We start from the raw sequence: 17283 nt of genomic DNA on the forward strand, positions 1-17283 counted from the left end.
TCTGAACACAGGGATTTCCCCGCAACGGACAACGGCTTCCGGCCGACCTAGCCGTCGCCAACACCGGAATCCGTTTGGGGAGCCCATGATCATCAGGAAGCTCGTACTCGGCACCATCGCCGTGGCCGCACTGCTCACCGCGGGCGCGATGCCCGCGGCCGCCGCCGAGGCGCAGCCGTCCACCCTGACCGCGACCACCAGCGCCACCAAGATCGACGCCGGGAAGACCGTCACGATCTCGGGAAAGCTCACCAAGGCCGACGCCACCCCGATCGCGGGCGCCGAGGTGGGCATCTCGTTCTGTTTCAACGGCTTCTGCGGTGAGGCGCAGGCCAAGCCGGTCACCGACGCCGCCGGTGCCTACAGCGCCACGCTGACCCCGATCCGCACCGGCAACTACCGCGCCGACTTCTTCTCCACCGATCCGTCGGTCGCGAACTCGGGCGCCGACACCGAAAAGATCGTCGTGCTCCACCCGGCGAAGATCACGTCGTTCGCGGCGGGCCGGGACGCGGCCAAGGCCGTGACCGGGTCCGGCACGATCGAGTTCCCCGGCCGGTACACCGCGAACCCGATCCCGGTCGAGCTCCAGTACTTCTCGTTCAGCACCTACCGTTGGACCACGGCGGCGACGGTCGACGCCACCTGGAACGGCACGACCTGGGCCTTCGCGGCTTCGGCCGAGCACCGCAAACCCGGCGTCTGGCGGGCCTTCTACGCGGGCTCGCCCGAGATGTTCCACGCGGCGGCGAGCGATCTCGTCTTCGTGCTCTGACGTTCCGTGAAGGCCTCCTTGAGGGACCCAGGGTCCCTCAAGGAGGCCTTCACGGACCACTAGCGGGACGCGAGATACGCCCGCCAGTCCCCCACCGCGGAGATGTCCGTCAGTTCGGACGAGTCCACATAGGACGAACGCAGGACGGTGGCGAGACAGGCCGCGCCATCCTCCAGTTCGACGACGCCCAGCTCCAGTTCCGGCGGTTCGGCCGGGACCAGGTGATCCCGCAGCACCGTGAGCGGCAGGTCGTAGACCTCGCCCACGACCGACGCGGAACCGCCCTCGTGCATCGCCGGGAACCGGTCGCCCACGGAGAAATAGTGATACTTGGGCGCCGAGCGGGCCACGCAGCACAACGGCGCGCCCTGCAACTGTTCGTGCAGCGGTCCGCCACGCATCCCGCCGCCGTTGAGGAACATCAGAACCACGACATGATCCCTTCGATCCCGAAGTACACCCCGAACACCGCGGCCAGGATCCCGAGGATCCAGCCGATCTCGCGGATCTTGCCCTTGCAGATCTTGATCAGCACGTAGGCGACCAGCCCGGCGCCGATCCCGTTGGTGATCGAGTAGGTGAACGGGATCAGCGCGATGGTCAGGAACACCGGGATCGCGAAATCCAGGTCCCGCCAAGGGATCCGCGCGCATTGCGCCATCATCATCCCGCCGATGACCACCAGCGCGGGCGCCGCGGCCTGCGCCGGGACGATGGCCGCGATCGGCGTCAGGAACAGGGTCGCGGTGAACAACCCGCCGGTGACGATGCTCGCCAGCCCGGTCCGCGCGCCTTCGCCGACGCCTGCCGCCGATTCGAGGAACACGGTGTTCGGCGCCGATCCGGTGACGCCGCCCGCCAGCGCGCCCGCACCGTCGACCAGCAGGATCCGGCCCATCCCCTCGACCTTGCCGTTCTTGACCAGGCCCGCCTCCTCCGAGACCGACGTGATCGTGCCCATCGCGTCGAAGAACCCGGAAAGCACCAGCGTGAACAGGAAGACCGCCGCGGTCACCGCGCCCGCCGAGCCGAATCCGCCGAAGAGATCGATGTCGCCCAGCAGGCTGAAATCGGGATGCGCCACGACCTGGTCGGGCACCTTGGGTTCGACCAGGCCCCAGCCTTCGACGTGGAAGACGCTGTTGACCAGCACGGCGAGCCCGGTCGCGACCGCGATGCTGATCAGCACCGCGCCCGGCACCCCGCGGCTCACCAGCACGATCATCAGGAGCAGCCCGAGGCAGAAGATCGCGATCGGCCAGCCTTCGAGGTGGCCTGCGATCCCCATCCGCACCGGCACCGTCGACTGCGCGGAATCCGGTGTCCTGGTCACGAATCCGGCGCTGACCAGGCCGACCAGCGCGATGTAGAGCCCGATCCCGACGGTGATCGCGACCTTGAGCGCCATCGGGATCGCGTTGATGATCCGTTCCCGTACCCCGGAAACGGCCATCAGCACGATGCAGAAGCCTTCGAGGACAACGAGCCCGAAGGCCTGCGCCCACGTCATGGCCGGAGCCATCTGGAAGGCGACGACACCGTTCACGCCGAGGCCCGCCGCGAGCGCCAGCGGCGCGTTGCCGACCAGTCCCATCAGGATCGTGGTGACGCCGGCCGCCAGCGCGGTCGCGGTGGTGATCGCCTCGGTGGTCAGCTTCGCGCCGGTGATGTCGGCCGACGCGCCGAGGATGAGCGGGTTGAGCAACACGATGTAACACATCGCGACGAACGTGGTGATCCCGCCGCGCACCTCGCGGCCGATCGTGCTGCCGCGATGGGAGATCTTGAACCAGCGGTCGAGCCCGGACAGCCGCCTCGGCTCGGACGAGGGCAGGTGGGGACGCTCAGTACCTAATTGGGTCATGCCTACTCCACAACGTTGTGGGGCGGGAAGAGACTAGTAAGCCTTCTTGTCGGGTTTCGACAGCCAGGCCTGGAAAGGCGCGAAGGAGTCCGGAAGGGACAGTTGGCCGACGGGTAGTGACCAGGTCTCGCGCGGGCGGGAAAAGAGGTCGTAGAACTCGCGGTCGTCGAAGCCCGCCTCGGCCGCGTCGTGGCGGTCCGCGGCGTAGACGACCTTGCCGACACGCGCCCAGAGCGCGGCGGAAAGGCAGAGCGGGCAAGGCTCGCAGGAGGTCACGAGGACGCAGCCGTCGAGTTTGTAGTCGCCGATCGCCTGGCAGGCCGCGCGGATCGCGACCACCTCGGCGTGCGCCGTCGGGTCCAGCGTCGGGGTCACCTGGTTGGTCCCGGTGGCCAGCACCGAACCGTCGCGGACGATCATCGCGCCGAACGGGCCGCCGCCGTTCTCGACGTTCGCGGTGGCCAGCTGGACGGCTTCGGCGAGCCATTTCTGCTCGTCGGACTCCGAAATGGACAGACGGGTACCCACGGATGTGCTCCTAGCTCGAAAAAGTACGGATTGTCAGGTGCCGGTGAGGTGTTCGGGACGCACCGGGACACGGGGCAGCGCGAGCCCGGTGGCCGCGCGGATGGCCGCGACGATCGCCGGGGTGGACGAGATCGTCGGCGGTTCGCCGACCCCGCGCAGACCATACGGGGCGTTGGGGTCTGGCCGTTCGAGGACGTCGATGTCCATCGGCGGCATGTCCAGCACGGTCGGGATCAGGTAGTCGGTGAACGACGGGTTGCGGATCTTCCCGCCGTCGGTCTGGATCTCCTCCATGACCGCGAGCCCGAGCCCCTGCGCGGAACCGCCCTGGATCTGGCCGAGTACCGCCTGCGGGTTCAGCGCCTTGCCGACGTCCTGCGCGCAGTCGAGCGCGACGACCTTGATCAGGCCGAGTTCGGTGTCGACGTCCACGACCGCGCGGTGTGCCGCGAAACCGTACTGGACGTGCGCGTTCCCTTGTCCTGTCTCGGGGTCGATGGGCACGGTCGGACGGTGCCGCCATTCGACGGTCTCGTCGAACACCTCGTCGCCGAGGACGTCGGCGAGATCCGCGAGCACACTGCCGTCGGCCGAGACGACCTTGTTCGCGACGACGTTCAGCTTCCCGTCCGCGTCGAGTTTGCCGGCCAAGTGCTTGTGCAGCCCGGAACGCACCGCGACGCACGCGGCCTGCACGGCGCCGCCGGTGACGTAGCTCTGCCGGGAGGCCGACGTCGAACCGCCGTTGCCGATGTTGGTGTCCATCGGCAGGATCGTCACCTGCTCGATGCCGAGTTCGGTCCGCACGATCTGCTGCATGATCGTCACCAGGCCCTGGCCGACCTCGCAGGCCGCGGTGTGCACGGTCGCCGCGGGTTCGCCGCCGACGAGCTGCAGCCGTACGCGGGCCGTCGAGTAGTCGTCGAAACCCTCGGAGAAGCAGATGTTCTTGATGCCGACCGCGTAGCCGACACCGCGGACGACACCTTCGCCGTGCGTGGTGTTGGAAACGCCGCCGGGCATCCTGCGCAGGTCCAGTTCCTCATGCGCGACCGGCAACGGCTTGGCGCGCAGGCGTTCCAGCAGTTCGGCGACCGGGGCGGCCGAGTCGACGATCTGGCCGGTGGGCATGACACTGCCTTCGGCCATCGCGTTGCGGATCCGGATGTCGACCGGGTCGAGGCCGCACGCCTCGGCGAGCTTGTCCATTTGGGACTCGTACGCGAAACCCGCCTGCACCGCACCGAAACCACGCATCGCACCACACGGCGGATTGTTGGTGTACACGCCCCAGCAATCGACCGACGCACTGTCCACATTGTACGGACCGACACCGAGGGTGGCCGCGTTCGCCACCACCGCGCCGGTCGACGACGCGTATGCGCCACCGTCCAGGTACAGCTTCGCCTTCACGTAGACGAGCCGGCCGTCCTTGTCCGCGCCGTGCTCGTAGTACATCTTGGCCGGGTGGCGGTGCACGTGACCGTAGAACGATTCCTCGCGGTTGTAGACCATCTTGACCGGCTTGCCGGTGTGCAGCGCCAGCAAACACGCGTGGACCTGGATCGAGAGGTCCTCACGGCCGCCGAACGCGCCGCCGACCCCGCCGAGTGTCAGCCGGACCTTGTCCTTGGGCAGACCCAGCGCGGCGACGATCTGCTGCTGGTCGACGTGGAGCCATTGCGTGGCGACGTACAGATCGACACCGCCTTCGGTGTCCGGGATCGCCATTCCCGATTCCGGCCCGAGGAAGGCCTGGTCCTGCATGCCGACCTCGTAGACGCCGGACACCACGATGTCGGCCTTCACCGACTGGTCGCCGTGGCGGATCTTGGCGTACCGCACGACGTTTCCGCCGGGGTGCAGCTCGGCGCCCTCACCGGCGGCGGCCTTCTCGGAATCCGTCACCGGTTCGAGGACCTCGTAGGAGACCTTGATCCGTTTCATCGCGCGGCGTGCGGTCTCGGGGTGGTCCGCGGCGACGAGCGCGACGGGCTCGCCCTGGTAGCGCACGACGTCGACGGCGAGCACCGGCTGATCCGCGTGCTCCAGGCCGTACTTGTTCACGCCGGGCACGTCTTCGTGCGTCAACACCGCGTACACCCCTTGCACGGCAAGGGCTTCGGTGATGTCGATGCCGGTGATCCGCGCGTACGGATGCGGGCTGCGCAGCGTCGCGCCCCACAGCATGTCCTCGTGCCAGAGGTCCGAGGAGTAGGCGAACTCGCCACGCACCTTGACCGTGCCGTCGGGCCGGCGCGGGCTCGACCCGACGCCGTTCTCAGTCTGCTTGGAGACTTCAGTGGTGGTCATACCGTCTCCCTCAGCCGGGCACTGGCCACGGCCAGCTCACAGGCGATCTCGTCTTCGGATTCCTCGCGCAGGGTTCCGCCGTCGACGACGGTGGCGCCGCCGACGTACAGCCGCTCGACCGGCGGGGTGGTGCCGAGCACCAAGGCGGCGACCGGGTCGGTGATCCCGGCGTAGTTCAGGCCGTTCAGATTCCAGACCGCGAGGTCGGCGAGCTTGCCGACCTCGATCGAGCCCAGGTCCTGCTGCCTGCCGAGGCAGCGCGCGCCGCCCATCGTGCCCATCCACAGCGCCTCGCGCGTGGTCAGCCCGCGCGGTCCACCGCGCTGCCGAGCCTGCAGAAGCGCCTGGTGCAGTTCCTCGCCGAGGCCACCGGATTCGTTGGACGCCGCGCCGTCGGCGCCGAGCCCGACCGGCACCCCGGCGTCGAGCAGCTGCCGCACCGGGGCGATCCCGGCGCCGATCCGCCCGTTGGACGTCGGGCAATGCGCCGCACCGGTGCCGGTGGCGCCCATCCGCCGGATCGCCTCCGGGGCGAGGTGGATCGAGTGCGCGAGCCAGACGTCGTCCGCGAGCCAGCCGAGTTTGTCGGCGTATTCCGCCGGGGTGCAGCCGACTTCGGCGAGGCACTGCTTCTCCTCGTCGACCGTCTCGGCGAGGTGCGTATGGAGCCGGACCCCCTTGCGGCGCGCCAATTCCGCCGCGCCGGTCATCAGCCGCTCGCTCACCGAGAACGGTGAACAGGGACCGGCCGCGATCTGCAGATGCGCGCCGACGGAGTCGTCGTGGAAGCGGTCGATCGCGGCTTCGGTGCCGAGCAGCGCGGCCTCGGTCTCTTCGACGAGGTTGTCCGGCGGGAGCCCGCCCTGGGACTCGCCCCGGTCCATCGAGCCGCGCACGACGTGCAACCGCACGCCGACGCGGATCCTGGCGGCGGCGAGGGCTTCGACCTGGTCGCCGCCGTCACGCGGGAAGACGTAGTGGTGGTCGGCGACCGTGGTGCAGCCGGTGGTCGCGAGCCGGGTGAGCCCGGCCGTGGCCGCCGCGTGCGTGATCTCGGCGTCGAGCCTGCCCCACACCGGGTAGAGCGCGACCAGCCATTCGAAGAGTGTGTGGTCGGCGGCGAGACCGCGCGTGGCCCACTGGTAGAGATGGTGGTGGGTGTTGATCAGACCGGGCGTGACCAGGCAGCCGGAGCCGTCGACGCGTTCGTCGTACTCGCCGTCGGGCGCCTTGCCCGCACCGACCGCCGCGATGCGGTCGTTCTCGATGACGACGTGGCCCGAGTCGTACTCGGTGCCCGCGCCGTCGACGGTGGCGATCGCGGCGTTCTCGATGACGGTCTTCACGCGGTCTCTCCCCTGGTCGCGGCCAACCGGACGGCGTCGAGGATCTTCTCGTATCCGGTACACCGGCAGAGGTTCCCCGCCAGCGCCTCGCGAATCTCCTCGTCAGCGGGGTTTTCGACCCGGTTGAGCAGATCGTGCGCGGCCACCACGAGGCCGGGGGTGCAGAAGCCACATTGGACGGCGCCCGCGTCCACAAAGGACTGCTGCACCCGGTCCAGCTTGTCGCTCTCGGCGAGCCCCTCGACCGTGCGGACCTCGCGGCCCTCGACCTGACCGGCCGCGACCAGGCACGAACACACCGGGACGTCGTCGAGGTACACCGTGCAGGAACCGCATTCGCCCTGTTCACAGGCGTTCTTGGAGCCCGGGAGGCCGAGCCGCTCGCGGAGCACGTACAGCAGGCTTTCGCCCTCCCAGACGTCGTCGGCCTGGCGGGACTCGCCGTTGATCGTCACGTTCACGCGCACTCGCGTTCACCCTTCTGGAAGTCGTTCCACGCCCAGGTCAGCGTCCGCCGCGCCAGGACGGACAACGCGTGTTTGCGGTAGTCGGCGCTGCCGCGGACGTCGTCGATCGGTGACGCCGCCTCCGCCACCAGCTCGCCGAACCGGCGTTTGACCGAACCCGTGAGCGACGCCTTGGTGGACCAGGGAAGTTCGGCGCCGAGGTACTCCTCCGCCGCGGTCGCGCGACGTGGGGTCGGCGCCGCCGAGCCGACCGCCGCCCGGATCTCGCGCGTGTCGAGGTGCAAGGCCAGCGCGAACGAGCAGACCGCGATGACCATCGCGTTACGCGTGCCGACCTTCGCGAACTGCTGCGGCCCGACCTCGGCGGGCAGGTGCACCGCGGTGATCAGCTCGTCGGGTTCGAGGGCGTTGCGCTTGACGCCGAGGTAGAACTCCTCGGCCGGGATCAGCCGGGTTCCACGTACCGACGCGGCCTCGACCTCGGCGCCGAGCACGAGCAGTACGGGATGCGTGTCTCCGGCGGGCGAGGCGGCGCCGAGGTTGCCGCCGACGGTGCCGCGGTTGCGGATCTGGGGCGAGCCGACGGTGCGGGAAGCCATCGCCAGCGCGGGCAGAACTTCACCCAGCTCAGCGATCACCCGGACGTAGGGCACCGAGGCGCCGAGGCGGATCTTGCCGTCGGTCTCGGTCCACTCGGCGAGTTCGGTGACACGGTTGAGGTCGAGCAGCGCGCCGGGGCGGCGGTGGTCGAAGTTGAGCTCCACCATGACGTCCGTACCGCCCGCGATGGGCACCGCGTCGGGTCGCTCGGCCTTGACGGCGAGCGCCTCGGTCAGCGAGCTGGGGCGCAGGAAATCCACTCTCGGGCTCCTCGGTTCGGCGGCGATGTGTGACGGCTGACTCAGTAGACGCCCTGCGCCCGTATGGCGGCAACGGTGCCGAAGCATGAAATGTCCCCTGCACACGCCGGTCGTTTTGTGCTTTCCTACAAACCTGATGACGACCGTGAAAACTCTCCTGGCACTGCCCGGCTTGCGCTTGCGCGTGCGCGCCGGGACGGCTCTGCTCGACCGTCCGGTGTCCCGGATCTACGTCACGGAACTACCCGATCCCGGGCGGTACGTGTCGGCGGGCGAACTCGTCCTGAGCGGGTTGCTGTGGTGGCGCGGGCCCGGTGATTCGGAAGCCTTCGTCGCCGCGCTGGCGAAGGCCGGGGCGGCGGCGCTCGCGGCGTCCGGTGCGGATTCCGACGGCATTCCCGACGATCTCGTCGAAGCCTGTACGCGACACGGGATCCCGTTGCTGGAAGTGCCGGCGGACCTGTCATTCTCGGTCGTCACCGAACGGGTCGTCCTGGCGCTCGCCTCGGCCGCGGAAGGCGCTCGCAAACGTTTGCTTTCAGCGGCGACGGAAGACGCGTCGGTGGAGACACTGCTGGAGCGGGCGCGCGCCGAGATCGGTCTCCCCTGCTGGGTGGAACCCGTCGGCACGGGGTCGGATCTGGTGCGGCGGTTCGTCGCCGCGGGCGGCCGTTCCCTGGAGGCGGACGACGTCTCGGTCCGGCCGGTCGGAGGCAGGCACGCGCTGCCGTGGCTGCTCGCGATCGGCGGCGCGCTGACCGCCGCCCAGGCGGAGATCGCCGAGGAGCTCGCCGGGCTGATCGGGCTCGCGCGCACGCGGGCGGACGAGGTGCGCGCCGTCACCGACAGGGTGCTCGAACCGTTGCTCGCCGCGCTCGACGAAGGAAGTGATCCGCACGCGGCGCTGACCGCGACCGGACTGCGCGGCGATCTACGATTCGTCGTCGCGCGCACCGAAGGATCCGAGGCGGCACGCGGCATCCTGACGGAACTCCTGCCATCGGGCGCACTGGTCGGCCCCGCCGGCGAAACCACATGGGCGGTGGCCGAGGACGACGGCGAGTGGCCGGACGAATGGCCCGCCACGGTGACCGCCACACTGTCCACAGTGGAGTCGTTGCTGCCCTGTCGCCGGGTGCTGATCGGGATCAGCGACCGTTCCCCGGTCTCCGTGCTGCGGGGCGCGAAGGAGGTCGCGCGCCACGCGCTGGCCGTGGCGGCGGAACGGCCCGGCACGATCGAGATCGTCCCCGGCGGCGAGATCGGCATGCACCGGCTGCTGCTGGCGGGGACCCCCGACGACCTGCGGGCGGCGTTGCGGCGCCGGGTGCTGGGCCCGTTGCTGAGCTACGACGCCGAACAGGGCACCGATCTGGTGCACACCCTGCTCGTCTTCCTCGAATGCTCCGGCTCGCCGACGCGGGCCGCGCGGGCGCTGCACGTCCACGTCAACACGTTGCGGTACCGGATCGGGCGCGCGAGCGAACTGCTCGGCACGGACCTGACCGAGTTCACCGAACAGCTCGACGTCTATTTGGCCTTGTCGGCAGGGAGCTGAAATGGGCATCACCACGGCGAAAGAAGCCGCCTACGACCCGCGCGTGCTCGCCTTCGGCCGGATGATGGGCGCGGCGAACCGGCTCGAATACCTGCTCGGCCGCGCGCTGGAGGCCGAATGCGGGATCTCGCACCTGATGTTCGAAGTCCTCCTGATCGTCGGCAGGTCGGGCGCGGCCGGGATGAGCATGCGCGCGATCGCGCAGGAGCAGGTGCTGACCACCGGCGGTGCGACGCGGCTGGTCGACCGGATGACCACGCTCGGCCTGGTCGTGCGTTCCTCGGATCCCCAGGACCGCCGCGTGCAACTCGTCCGGCTGACCGCGCAAGGTGAGGAGACGACGGTGCGGGCCGCGCGGGTGCACGTCGAGAACATCCAGCGGCTCTTCCTCGACCCGCTGCCCGCCGACCACCGCGACCGGTTCGCCCAGGACCTGCGGACGCTGAGCCACTCGGCACGTGACGCACTCCCCAAGCTCCGTTAGGAATACCTGACGAGTCAGACATTGTTGAGTCCCGACATGAAGCTCATCTATGTCTTCGACGCGTACTGCGGCTGGTCGTACGGGTTCGCCCGCACCATGGCCGACGTCGCGCACCGGCATCCGGATCTGCCGGTCGAAGTGGTTTCCGGCGGCCTGTTCCTCGGCGGACGCCGGGTGCCGATCCGGCAGTTCGGCTACGTCCAGGGAGCCAACGCCGAGATCACCCGCCGCACCGGCGCGCCGTTCGGGGAAAGCTACGAACGGCTGATCGCGGACGGCGAGTTCGTCATGGACTCCGAGGCCGCCGCCTGCGGGATGGCGGCGTTGCGCGAGGTCGCGCCGGACCGCGCGGTGCGGCTCGCGGCGCTGCTGCAGGAGGCCTTCTACCTCGACGGCTTGAGCCTCTCCGAGGTCTCGACCTATCGCGTGGTCGCGCAGCGAGCGGGCCTGGACGGCGACGCCGTCGAGGCCGCGCTGGACCGGGTTTCCGCGGCGGACGACTTCCGGCGGGCGCGGGAACTGGGCGTCACGGGCTATCCGACCCTGCTGGCCTCCATCGGGGACCAGGTCGTGACCCTCGTCGCCGGGAACGCGAGCGCGGACGAAGTGGAACGGCGGATCGGCGCGCTGGTTTCCTAAACTCCGGGCATGCCTTTGACGATTCGACCGGCCACCGCCGCGGACGCCGACGCCGTCGCGAAGATCTGGTACCACGGCTGGCAGGACGGCCATCTCGGCAACGTGCCGGACGCGCTCGTCCGGCTCCGGACCCGCGATTCGTTCTGGACCCGGGCCGCGGACCGCGTCGGCGACACGACCGTCGCCGTACTGGGCGACGCGGTGGCGGGTTTCGTGATGGTCGTCGGGGACGAGGTCGAACAGGTCTACGTTTCCTCGGACCATCGTGGGAGTGGAGTCGCGGGGGCTCTGCTCGCCGAAGCCGAACGGCTGGTGCGCGCGGGCGGGCATTCCCGTGCCTGGCTTGCGGTGGTGCCTGGGAATGCGCGGGCTCGGCGGTTTTACGAACGGTGCGGATGGGTCGACGAGGGCGAATTCGACAATCGGGTCTTCGGCCCCGATGGAGTGGTTTCGGTTCCCCGCCTCCGCTACGCGAAGCCTGTCGCTTGAGTTCCGCATTTAGTCGACTAACTGCGAGGGGTTCTTCGCATTTAGTCGACTAACTGCGAGGGTTACCTTCCCGCAGTGGCTCTATGCGGGGCACGACTTCGCCATTTAGTCGACTGAATGCGTGGTTGCCCAGGGTGATTCAGCGTTGGCGACTGTTTCACCCTTCAGTGTTGTCGACGCGAGTTGGCTTGTTGCTTAAAATTACGAACACGTGTTCGATAGATTGCGCTATTATTGAGGGGTGTCCGAGACCTTTCTCCCCGAACTGCCGCAGGAGCTGTGGCGCGCTGGCAAGCTGGAGCTTGCCCATGGCGTGCAGCACGCTTTACAGGTGATCCGGATCGCGACCGCTTGTCTGGGGCAGTTCCTGGCGGAGATCGAGTCTCGTGGCGTCAAAGACTTGTACGGGCATGGCAGTACGGCCAGCTGGTTCGCGGAGATGGCGGGGCTGTCGCGTGGCGAAGCGGGTGCGGTGGTGAAGCGGGCGCTCGCCCTGAACCCGACCCGGGCTTTGGGTGGCGCGGAGGTTCCGCCTGTTGCACCGGCGACTGCCGCGGTGGCGGCTCAGGGGCTGGTCGGGGATGAGCGGATCGATCAGATCCTGGAGATCTTGAAACGGCTCCCCGCCGATACTTCTGCCGAGGATCGGGAGAGTGCGGAGAAGATCCTCGCCGAGCTTGCTCCGAACGCCGGGCCCCGCCAACTCGCCGGCGCCGAAGCGAAACTGCAGGACTGGCTCAACCCCGACGGCAACGAACCCAAAGACCCCGAACCCAAAGAGCCACGCCGCGAGATCACCCTGGAACGCCGGAAGGACGGCTTCTGGAAGCTGACCGGCCTCCTCGATGACGAGACCGGGGCCCGCACCGCCGCAGCGCTGGAAGCGCACGCCCAGCCACGGCCGGTCGACGAGTTCGGCCAAGCGGATCTGCGGATGAAATGCGAGCGCATGGGAGACGCCTGGGCCGAGTTGCTCGATCTGGCGATCGCCTGCCCGGACCAGCCCGGCACCAGCGGCTACCGCACCCTCGTCCACGTCACCATCGGACTCGAAGAACTCAAATCCGGCCTCGGCACCGCATGCCTCGACTTCGTCGGAACCATGACCGCCCGCGAAGCCCGGCTCGCCGCTTGCGACTGCCTCATGTTGCCAGTGGTCATGGGTGCCTCAGGTGAACCCTTGGATATGGGACGCCTGAGACGGTTCGTCACCCCAGGCCAACGACGCGCACTCAACATCCGCGACGGCGGCTGCGCCTTCCCCGGCTGCCACCGTAAACCCAAGAACTGCCACGCCCACCACATTCACCACTGGGCAGACGGCGGCCCCACCGACCTCCGGAACCTCGTGTTGCTCTGCGGGTTCCATCATCGGCTGATTCACCACGGTGATTGGGAAGTACGGATGGCGGCCGATGGGTTACCGGAGTTCATCCCACCCCAGTATCGAGATCCGCTTCGAAAACCTAGGCGCAACACCCTGCACCACGTCTGAACCCGAAGAGCCCGTCGGCCACGCCGGCGACGGGCCCTTCGGCATGCCCGCAGTCGGTAACCGTGTGGATTTCAGGACTTCTGACGTCCCAAAATCCACACAGTCCATCACCACCGGACCAGTCACGACCGACTAGAGATCCTCACGACTCGTCCTCCGCGACGAACCGCAAGCACAAGACTCAAGCCGACTCCAGATAAGCCAGAGCCATCTCGGTCGTCTCACGCGCCCAAACGTCCCAGCTCAGCCCATCCGACCAGAATCGGCCACTGGCGGCACGGTGCACACAGGATCCGATGATGGTCCGGCTCGTCATCCGGATCGCCTCTTCCTGATCCGCCCGGCGGATCTCCTCAAGGCAAGGCTGAGCCGCCTCCACGAAATCGCGCTGGATCGCAGCCAGCGCCTGGAGGCCACGATCCCGCCCCTCGGCTCGCTGGCTGTCGAGCAACTCGGAGAAGATCCGGTCGTGGCGGGCGAATGTCCCTGCCAAAGCACGGGTGAACGCGCCGACGACCCCGCGCAGCCCGGGCTCAGCGGAGCCGAGCGCTTCGCCGACACCGGATTCCAGCTGTCCGAGCAGCTGGTCTTTCACGGCGTACAGCAGTTGGTTCTTGCCGGAGAACCGGCGATAGATCGCCCCCACCGACATTCCCGCCTGCTCGGCGACCGCCGCGACGGTGAACTCCTCGAAGCCCTGGCTCGCTAGAACGTGCTCGGCGGCGGCCAGCACCTTCTGCAAGGACTCCCGGCTGCGGGCTTGCTGCGGCGGCCGGAAGCCCTGATCGGCGGATGACTGACTCACCGGCCGGACGTTATCACAAACGCGAATAATAACTTCCGTTCGCATCTGCCGTCGCAAGGAGGACTGCCCGTGGTGAGCATCGAAGTACAGGACGCCTTCGTCGATTTCCCGATCTTCGACGCCAAGACCCGGTCGCTCAAGAAACGGGTGCTCGGCAAGGTCGGCGGCAAGATCGGCACCGGCGCGAAAGTCCCGATCATCGAGGCCTTGCGGGACATCTCCCTGTCACTGGGCGAGGGCGATCGCGTCGGCCTGGTCGGGCACAACGGCGCCGGGAAGTCCACTCTCCTGCGCCTGCTGTCCGGCATCTACGAACCGACGAGGGGCAGCGCGCGGGTCGTCGGGCGGATCGCGCCGGTGTTCGACCTCGGGGTGGGGCTGGATCCCGAGGTCTCGGGCCACGAGAACATCCTGATCCGCGGCCTGTTCCTCGGCATGAGCCGCAAGAAGATGGAGAAACGGGTCGACGACATCGCCGAGTTCACCGAGCTGGGCGACTACTTGCACCTGCCCTTACGCACCTACTCCGCCGGCATGCGGGTGCGGCTCGCGCTCGGCGTGGTCACCACCATCGATCCCGAGATCCTCATTCTCGACGAGGGTCTCGGCGCGATCGACGCGGCATTCCTCACCAAGGCACGCGAACGGCTGGTCGACCTCGCCCGCCGCTCGGGCGTGCTGGTGTTCGCCTCGCACTCCGACGAGCTGCTGCGCGCACTGTGCACCACCGCCCTCTGGATGGAGGAAGGCCGGATCCGCGCCCGCGGCTCACTGGACGAGATTCTCGCCGAGTATCACGCGGTCCTTCGCGCGTAGCCGTCCAGCTCCGCCCGGGAGAACGAAAGCTCCCCCGCATCCACGGCCCCGCAATCCAGCCCCCGCAACAAGAAGCTGGCCAGAGCCTGCGCCGTCGCCGGTTCGTCCAGCACGCCGCGGCCGGTCTGGTCCGCATAATCCCGCAGCCGGCCCAGCGCCGCCGGGAAACCTTCGCGGAAGAACGCGTACGTGGCGGCGAACCGGGTCGGCAGCTGATGCGGATGCAGATCCCAGCCCTGATAGAAGCCCCGCTCCAGCGAGCGCCGCACCAAGCGCAGATGTTCGCGCCAGGCCGGGAGGATCGCGTCGCCGACGGGCAGTTTGTTCGTCGAGCCGTCCGAAAGCCGGACGCCGGTGCCCGCGGCGGAAACCTGCATGAGCTGCTTGGCGAAATCGGCGGCCGGGTGTTCCATGCTCTGGTACTCGGCGCTGATCCCGAGCCCGGCACTGTAGTCGTAGGTGCCGTAGTGCAGACCGGAACAGCGGCCGCGCGCGGCTTCGATGATCCGCGGGACCGCCACCGTTCCATCGATGTCCACAATGGACTGCGCGGTTTCGATCTGGACCTCGAATCGCAAGGCGCCCTCTGCCAGGCCGTACGCGGATTCGAGACGCTCCATGACGTCCGCCGCCACCTCGACCTGTTCGACGGCGGTCACCTTCGGCAGCGTGACGACGAAACCGTCCGGCAGCGGTCCGCTTTCCAGCAATCCGGCCAGGAAGAGATCGAGCGTGCGGATGCCGCGACGGCGGGTCGCGGCTTCGAAGCTCTTGAACCGGATGCCGACGAACGGCGTGCCGCCCGTGACGGCGAGGGTCCGCCCCGCGGCGAGCGCGATGGCGTCCTCTTCCTCGTCGCCGGGCCTGCCGAGGCCGTCCTCGAAGTCGATCCGCAGGTCTTCGATCGGCTCGGTCAGCAGTTTGGTCCGGACCCGGTCGGCGATGTCGGCGTCCAGGCCCAGCCGGTCCGCGTGTTCGCCGAAGACCCGCAGGGCCTGCTTGCCCCAATCCGCCACGAGCCGCGTCTTGTACTGCGACGCGGGCACGTACACGGTGTGCACGGGCTGGCGGCCGGGCGGCTCGCCGGGGTACTTGGCCGTGACGCGCGCGTCGGCCTCGGCGAGGCGCGCGTCAGCGGCGGTGTAGACGTCCTCGATGAGCCGCCCGTTCCCCATTTGTCTACTTGATCCGTTCGTAGGCGGGCAGGGTCAGGAAGTCCGGGAACTCGTCGGCGAGCGCGACCTGCTCGAACAGCTCGACGGCGGGCTCCAGCAGTTCCGGCTTGATCTCCGCCGCGAGTTCGCCGCGGACCTCGGCCAGCACGCCGCGCACCAGTTCGGCGGTGACCTTGTCGCCGGTGTCGAGCTGCGTGCCGTTGCGCACCCACTGCCACACCTGCGAACGCGAGATCTCCGCGGTCGCCGCGTCCTCCATCAGGTTGTGGATGGCCGCCGCGCCGTTCCCGCTCAGCCAGGAGGCGATGTAGCGGATGCCGACGTCGACGGCGGCACGCAGACCGGCCGCGGTCGCGCCACCCGGCGTCGAAGCCGCGTCGAGCAGCTGGTCGGCGGTGACGGACACCTCGTCGCGGGTGCGGTCGAGCTGGTTCGGCTTGTCGCCGAGGACCTTGTCGAACTCCTCGCGGCAGATGTCCACCATGCCGGGGTGCGCGACCCACGAACCGTCGAAGCCGTCGCCCGCCTCACGGCTCTTGTCGGCGCGGACCTTGTCGAGCGCCGCGGCGGTGACTTCCGGGTCCTTGCGGTTCGGGATGAACGCGGCCATGCCGCCGATCGCGAACGCGCCGCGCTTGTGGCAGGTGCGCACCAGCAGTTCGGTGTACGCGCGCATGAACGGCGCGGTCATGGTGACCGAGTTGCGGTCCGGCAGCACGAACTTCTCGCCCGCGTCACGGAAGTACTTGATGACGCTGAACAGGTAGTCCCAGCGGCCGGCGTTGAGGCCGGAGGCGTGCTCGCGCAGTTCGTAGAGGATCTCTTCCATCTCGAACGCGGCCGGGATGGTCTCGATCAGCACGGTCGCGCGGACGGTGCCGTGCTCGATACCGAGCGTCTTCTCCGCGTGGGTGAAGACGTCGTTCCAGAGCCGGGCTTCGAGGTGGCTCTCCATCTTCGGCAGGTAGAAGTACGGGCCCTTGCCGCGGTTGAGCAGCTCCTGCGCGTTGTGGAAGAAGTGCAGGCCGAAGTCGACCAGCGCGCCGACCGCCTGGCGTCCGCCGAAGGAAAGGCCGCGCTCGTCGAGGTGCCAGCCGCGCGGACGGACGACGATGGTCGCGTGCTCGACGTCGTCCTTCAGCGCGTAGCTCTTGCCGCCGCTCTCCAGCGTGATGGTCTCGCGGACCGCGTCGTACAGGTTGACCTGGCCGGAGACGACGTTCGCCCAGTGCGGCGTGTTGGCGTCTTCGAGGTCGGCGAGCCAGACCTTGGCGCCGGAGTTCAGCGCGTTGATGGTCATCTTGCGGTCGGTCGGACCGGTGATCTCGACGCGGCGGTCGCGCAGGGCGGGCGGGGCCTCGGCCACCTTCCAGTCACCCTCGCGGATCTCCTTGGTCTCGGGCAGGAAGTCCAGTTTGCCGGTGGTCCTGGCCTCCTCGCGGCGCTTGCTCCTGGCCTGCAGCAGCTCGTCGCGGCGGGCGGCGAAGGCCTCGTGCAGGCCGGCGAGGAAGGCGAGCGCCTCCGGCGTGAGGATTTCGTCCCCGCGCTCGACCGGATCGCCGAGCACCTGAGCTTCAGACATGAGTAACACCCCGAGTTCGGATAAATAACGTCCCTACGGTTTTACATGACGGACTATAGTTTCTGCATAGCGGAACATCAACGCCGA

17 protein-coding genes are annotated in these 17283 nt (G+C 68.6%); 7 read left to right on the forward strand and 10 right to left on the reverse strand.

Annotation, left to right across the window (positions count from 1 at the left end; translation table 11 throughout):
* Positions 1-85 precede the first annotated feature (85 nt).
* A complete protein-coding gene (locus DMC64_RS32975) occupies positions 86-775 on the forward strand; it encodes a hypothetical protein (protein WP_125736683.1) in 690 nt (229 codons plus the stop codon).
* 59 nt (positions 776-834) lie between these two features.
* Here the strand turns inward: DMC64_RS32975 and DMC64_RS32980 are convergent, their stop codons facing one another.
* Genes DMC64_RS32980 through DMC64_RS33010 form a run of 7 tightly spaced genes read right to left on the reverse strand, consistent with a single transcriptional unit; the run spans position 835 to position 8153 of the window.
* Entirely contained in the window at positions 835-1206 is a 372-nt protein-coding gene (locus DMC64_RS32980; RefSeq protein ID WP_125736684.1) for a gamma-glutamylcyclotransferase, read from the reverse strand.
* On the reverse strand, positions 1197-2639 hold the full coding sequence (locus DMC64_RS32985) for an NCS2 family permease (protein WP_016336262.1): 1443 nt from the start codon (positions 2637-2639) through the stop codon (positions 1197-1199). The genes DMC64_RS32980 and DMC64_RS32985 overlap by 10 nt, the downstream gene beginning before the upstream one ends.
* A gap of 33 nt (positions 2640-2672) precedes the next feature.
* A complete protein-coding gene (locus tag DMC64_RS32990) occupies positions 2673-3167 on the reverse strand; it encodes a nucleoside deaminase (RefSeq protein ID WP_016336263.1) in 495 nt (164 codons plus the stop codon).
* A 33-nt stretch (positions 3168-3200) separates the two neighbouring features.
* Positions 3201-5480, reverse strand: a complete 2280-nt coding sequence (pucD, locus tag DMC64_RS32995) for a xanthine dehydrogenase subunit D (RefSeq protein WP_125736685.1) — start codon at positions 5478-5480, stop codon at positions 3201-3203.
* A complete protein-coding gene (locus tag DMC64_RS33000; RefSeq protein WP_125736686.1) occupies positions 5477-6826 on the reverse strand; it encodes an 8-oxoguanine deaminase in 1350 nt (449 codons plus the stop codon). The genes pucD and DMC64_RS33000 overlap by 4 nt, the downstream gene beginning before the upstream one ends.
* The gene (locus DMC64_RS33005) at positions 6823-7293 is read right to left on the reverse strand and encodes a (2Fe-2S)-binding protein (protein WP_125736687.1); all 471 of its coding nucleotides are present in this window, start codon (positions 7291-7293) and stop codon (positions 6823-6825) included. The genes DMC64_RS33000 and DMC64_RS33005 overlap by 4 nt, the downstream gene beginning before the upstream one ends.
* A complete protein-coding gene (locus DMC64_RS33010; RefSeq protein WP_125736688.1) occupies positions 7284-8153 on the reverse strand; it encodes a xanthine dehydrogenase family protein subunit M in 870 nt (289 codons plus the stop codon). Before DMC64_RS33010 ends, DMC64_RS33005 begins: the two co-directional genes overlap by 10 nt.
* Positions 8154-8289: 136 nt before the next feature.
* On the opposite strand from DMC64_RS33010, the gene DMC64_RS33015 reads away from it, so the two are divergent.
* The 5 genes from DMC64_RS33015 to DMC64_RS33035 all read left to right on the forward strand — a co-directional run bounded on the left by DMC64_RS33015 (position 8290) and on the right by DMC64_RS33035 (position 12818).
* Entirely contained in the window at positions 8290-9711 is a 1422-nt protein-coding gene (locus DMC64_RS33015) for a PucR family transcriptional regulator (RefSeq protein WP_125736689.1), read from the forward strand.
* A gap of 1 nt (position 9712) precedes the next feature.
* Positions 9713-10195, forward strand: coding sequence for a MarR family winged helix-turn-helix transcriptional regulator (locus tag DMC64_RS33020; RefSeq protein ID WP_125736690.1), 483 nt, complete (start codon positions 9713-9715; stop codon positions 10193-10195).
* A gap of 36 nt (positions 10196-10231) precedes the next feature.
* Positions 10232-10834, forward strand: a complete 603-nt coding sequence (locus DMC64_RS33025; RefSeq protein ID WP_125736691.1) for a DsbA family protein — start codon at positions 10232-10234, stop codon at positions 10832-10834.
* 9 nt (positions 10835-10843) lie between these two features.
* Entirely contained in the window at positions 10844-11323 is a 480-nt protein-coding gene (locus DMC64_RS33030; RefSeq protein WP_125736692.1) for an N-acetyltransferase, read from the forward strand.
* A gap of 241 nt (positions 11324-11564) precedes the next feature.
* Positions 11565-12818: an HNH endonuclease signature motif containing protein gene (locus DMC64_RS33035; RefSeq protein ID WP_125736693.1), complete on the forward strand. Its 1254-nt coding sequence runs from the start codon at positions 11565-11567 to the stop codon at positions 12816-12818.
* A 181-nt stretch (positions 12819-12999) separates the two neighbouring features.
* Here DMC64_RS33035 and DMC64_RS33040 read toward each other — a convergent pair whose 3' ends face one another.
* Positions 13000-13623, reverse strand: a complete 624-nt coding sequence (locus DMC64_RS33040) for a TetR/AcrR family transcriptional regulator (RefSeq protein ID WP_125736694.1) — start codon at positions 13621-13623, stop codon at positions 13000-13002.
* 69 nt (positions 13624-13692) lie between these two features.
* On the opposite strand from DMC64_RS33040, the gene DMC64_RS33045 reads away from it, so the two are divergent.
* Positions 13693-14439 (forward strand): ABC transporter ATP-binding protein, encoded by a 747-nt coding sequence (locus tag DMC64_RS33045; RefSeq protein ID WP_125736695.1) that lies wholly within the window; start codon positions 13693-13695, stop codon positions 14437-14439.
* On the opposite strand, the gene DMC64_RS33050 is transcribed toward DMC64_RS33045, so the two are convergent.
* Together DMC64_RS33050 and aceB are read right to left on the reverse strand one after the other, a co-directional pair.
* A complete protein-coding gene (locus DMC64_RS33050) occupies positions 14418-15614 on the reverse strand; it encodes an aldolase/citrate lyase family protein (protein ID WP_125736696.1) in 1197 nt (398 codons plus the stop codon). The genes DMC64_RS33045 and DMC64_RS33050 overlap by 22 nt on opposite strands.
* A 4-nt stretch (positions 15615-15618) precedes the next feature.
* Entirely contained in the window at positions 15619-17196 is a 1578-nt protein-coding gene (gene aceB, locus DMC64_RS33055; RefSeq protein WP_125736697.1) for a malate synthase A, read from the reverse strand.
* Positions 17197-17283: the final 87 nt, after the last annotated feature.

It is taken from the genome of Amycolatopsis sp. WAC 04197, from assembly GCF_003947475.1.
Classification (GTDB): domain Bacteria; phylum Actinomycetota; class Actinomycetes; order Mycobacteriales; family Pseudonocardiaceae; genus Amycolatopsis; species Amycolatopsis japonica.

Excerpts from the sequence above, each read along its gene's own strand:
- DMC64_RS32975 (WP_125736683.1), top strand. The coding sequence starts at position 86 with ATGATCATCAGGAAGCTCGTACTCGGCACCATCGCCGTGGCCGCACTG.
- DMC64_RS32985 (WP_016336262.1), bottom strand. The coding sequence starts at position 2,639 with ATGACCCAATTAGGTACTGAGCGTCCCCACCTGCCCTCGTCCGAGCCG.
- pucD (WP_125736685.1), bottom strand. The coding sequence starts at position 5,480 with ATGACCACCACTGAAGTCTCCAAGCAGACTGAGAACGGCGTCGGGTCG.
- DMC64_RS33015 (WP_125736689.1), top strand. The coding sequence starts at position 8,290 with ATGACGACCGTGAAAACTCTCCTGGCACTGCCCGGCTTGCGCTTGCGC.
- DMC64_RS33020 (WP_125736690.1), top strand. The coding sequence starts at position 9,713 with ATGGGCATCACCACGGCGAAAGAAGCCGCCTACGACCCGCGCGTGCTC.
- DMC64_RS33025 (WP_125736691.1), top strand. The coding sequence starts at position 10,232 with ATGAAGCTCATCTATGTCTTCGACGCGTACTGCGGCTGGTCGTACGGG.
- DMC64_RS33030 (WP_125736692.1), top strand. The coding sequence starts at position 10,844 with ATGCCTTTGACGATTCGACCGGCCACCGCCGCGGACGCCGACGCCGTC.
- DMC64_RS33050 (WP_125736696.1), bottom strand. The coding sequence starts at position 15,614 with ATGGGGAACGGGCGGCTCATCGAGGACGTCTACACCGCCGCTGACGCG.
- aceB (WP_125736697.1), bottom strand. The coding sequence starts at position 17,196 with ATGTCTGAAGCTCAGGTGCTCGGCGATCCGGTCGAGCGCGGGGACGAA.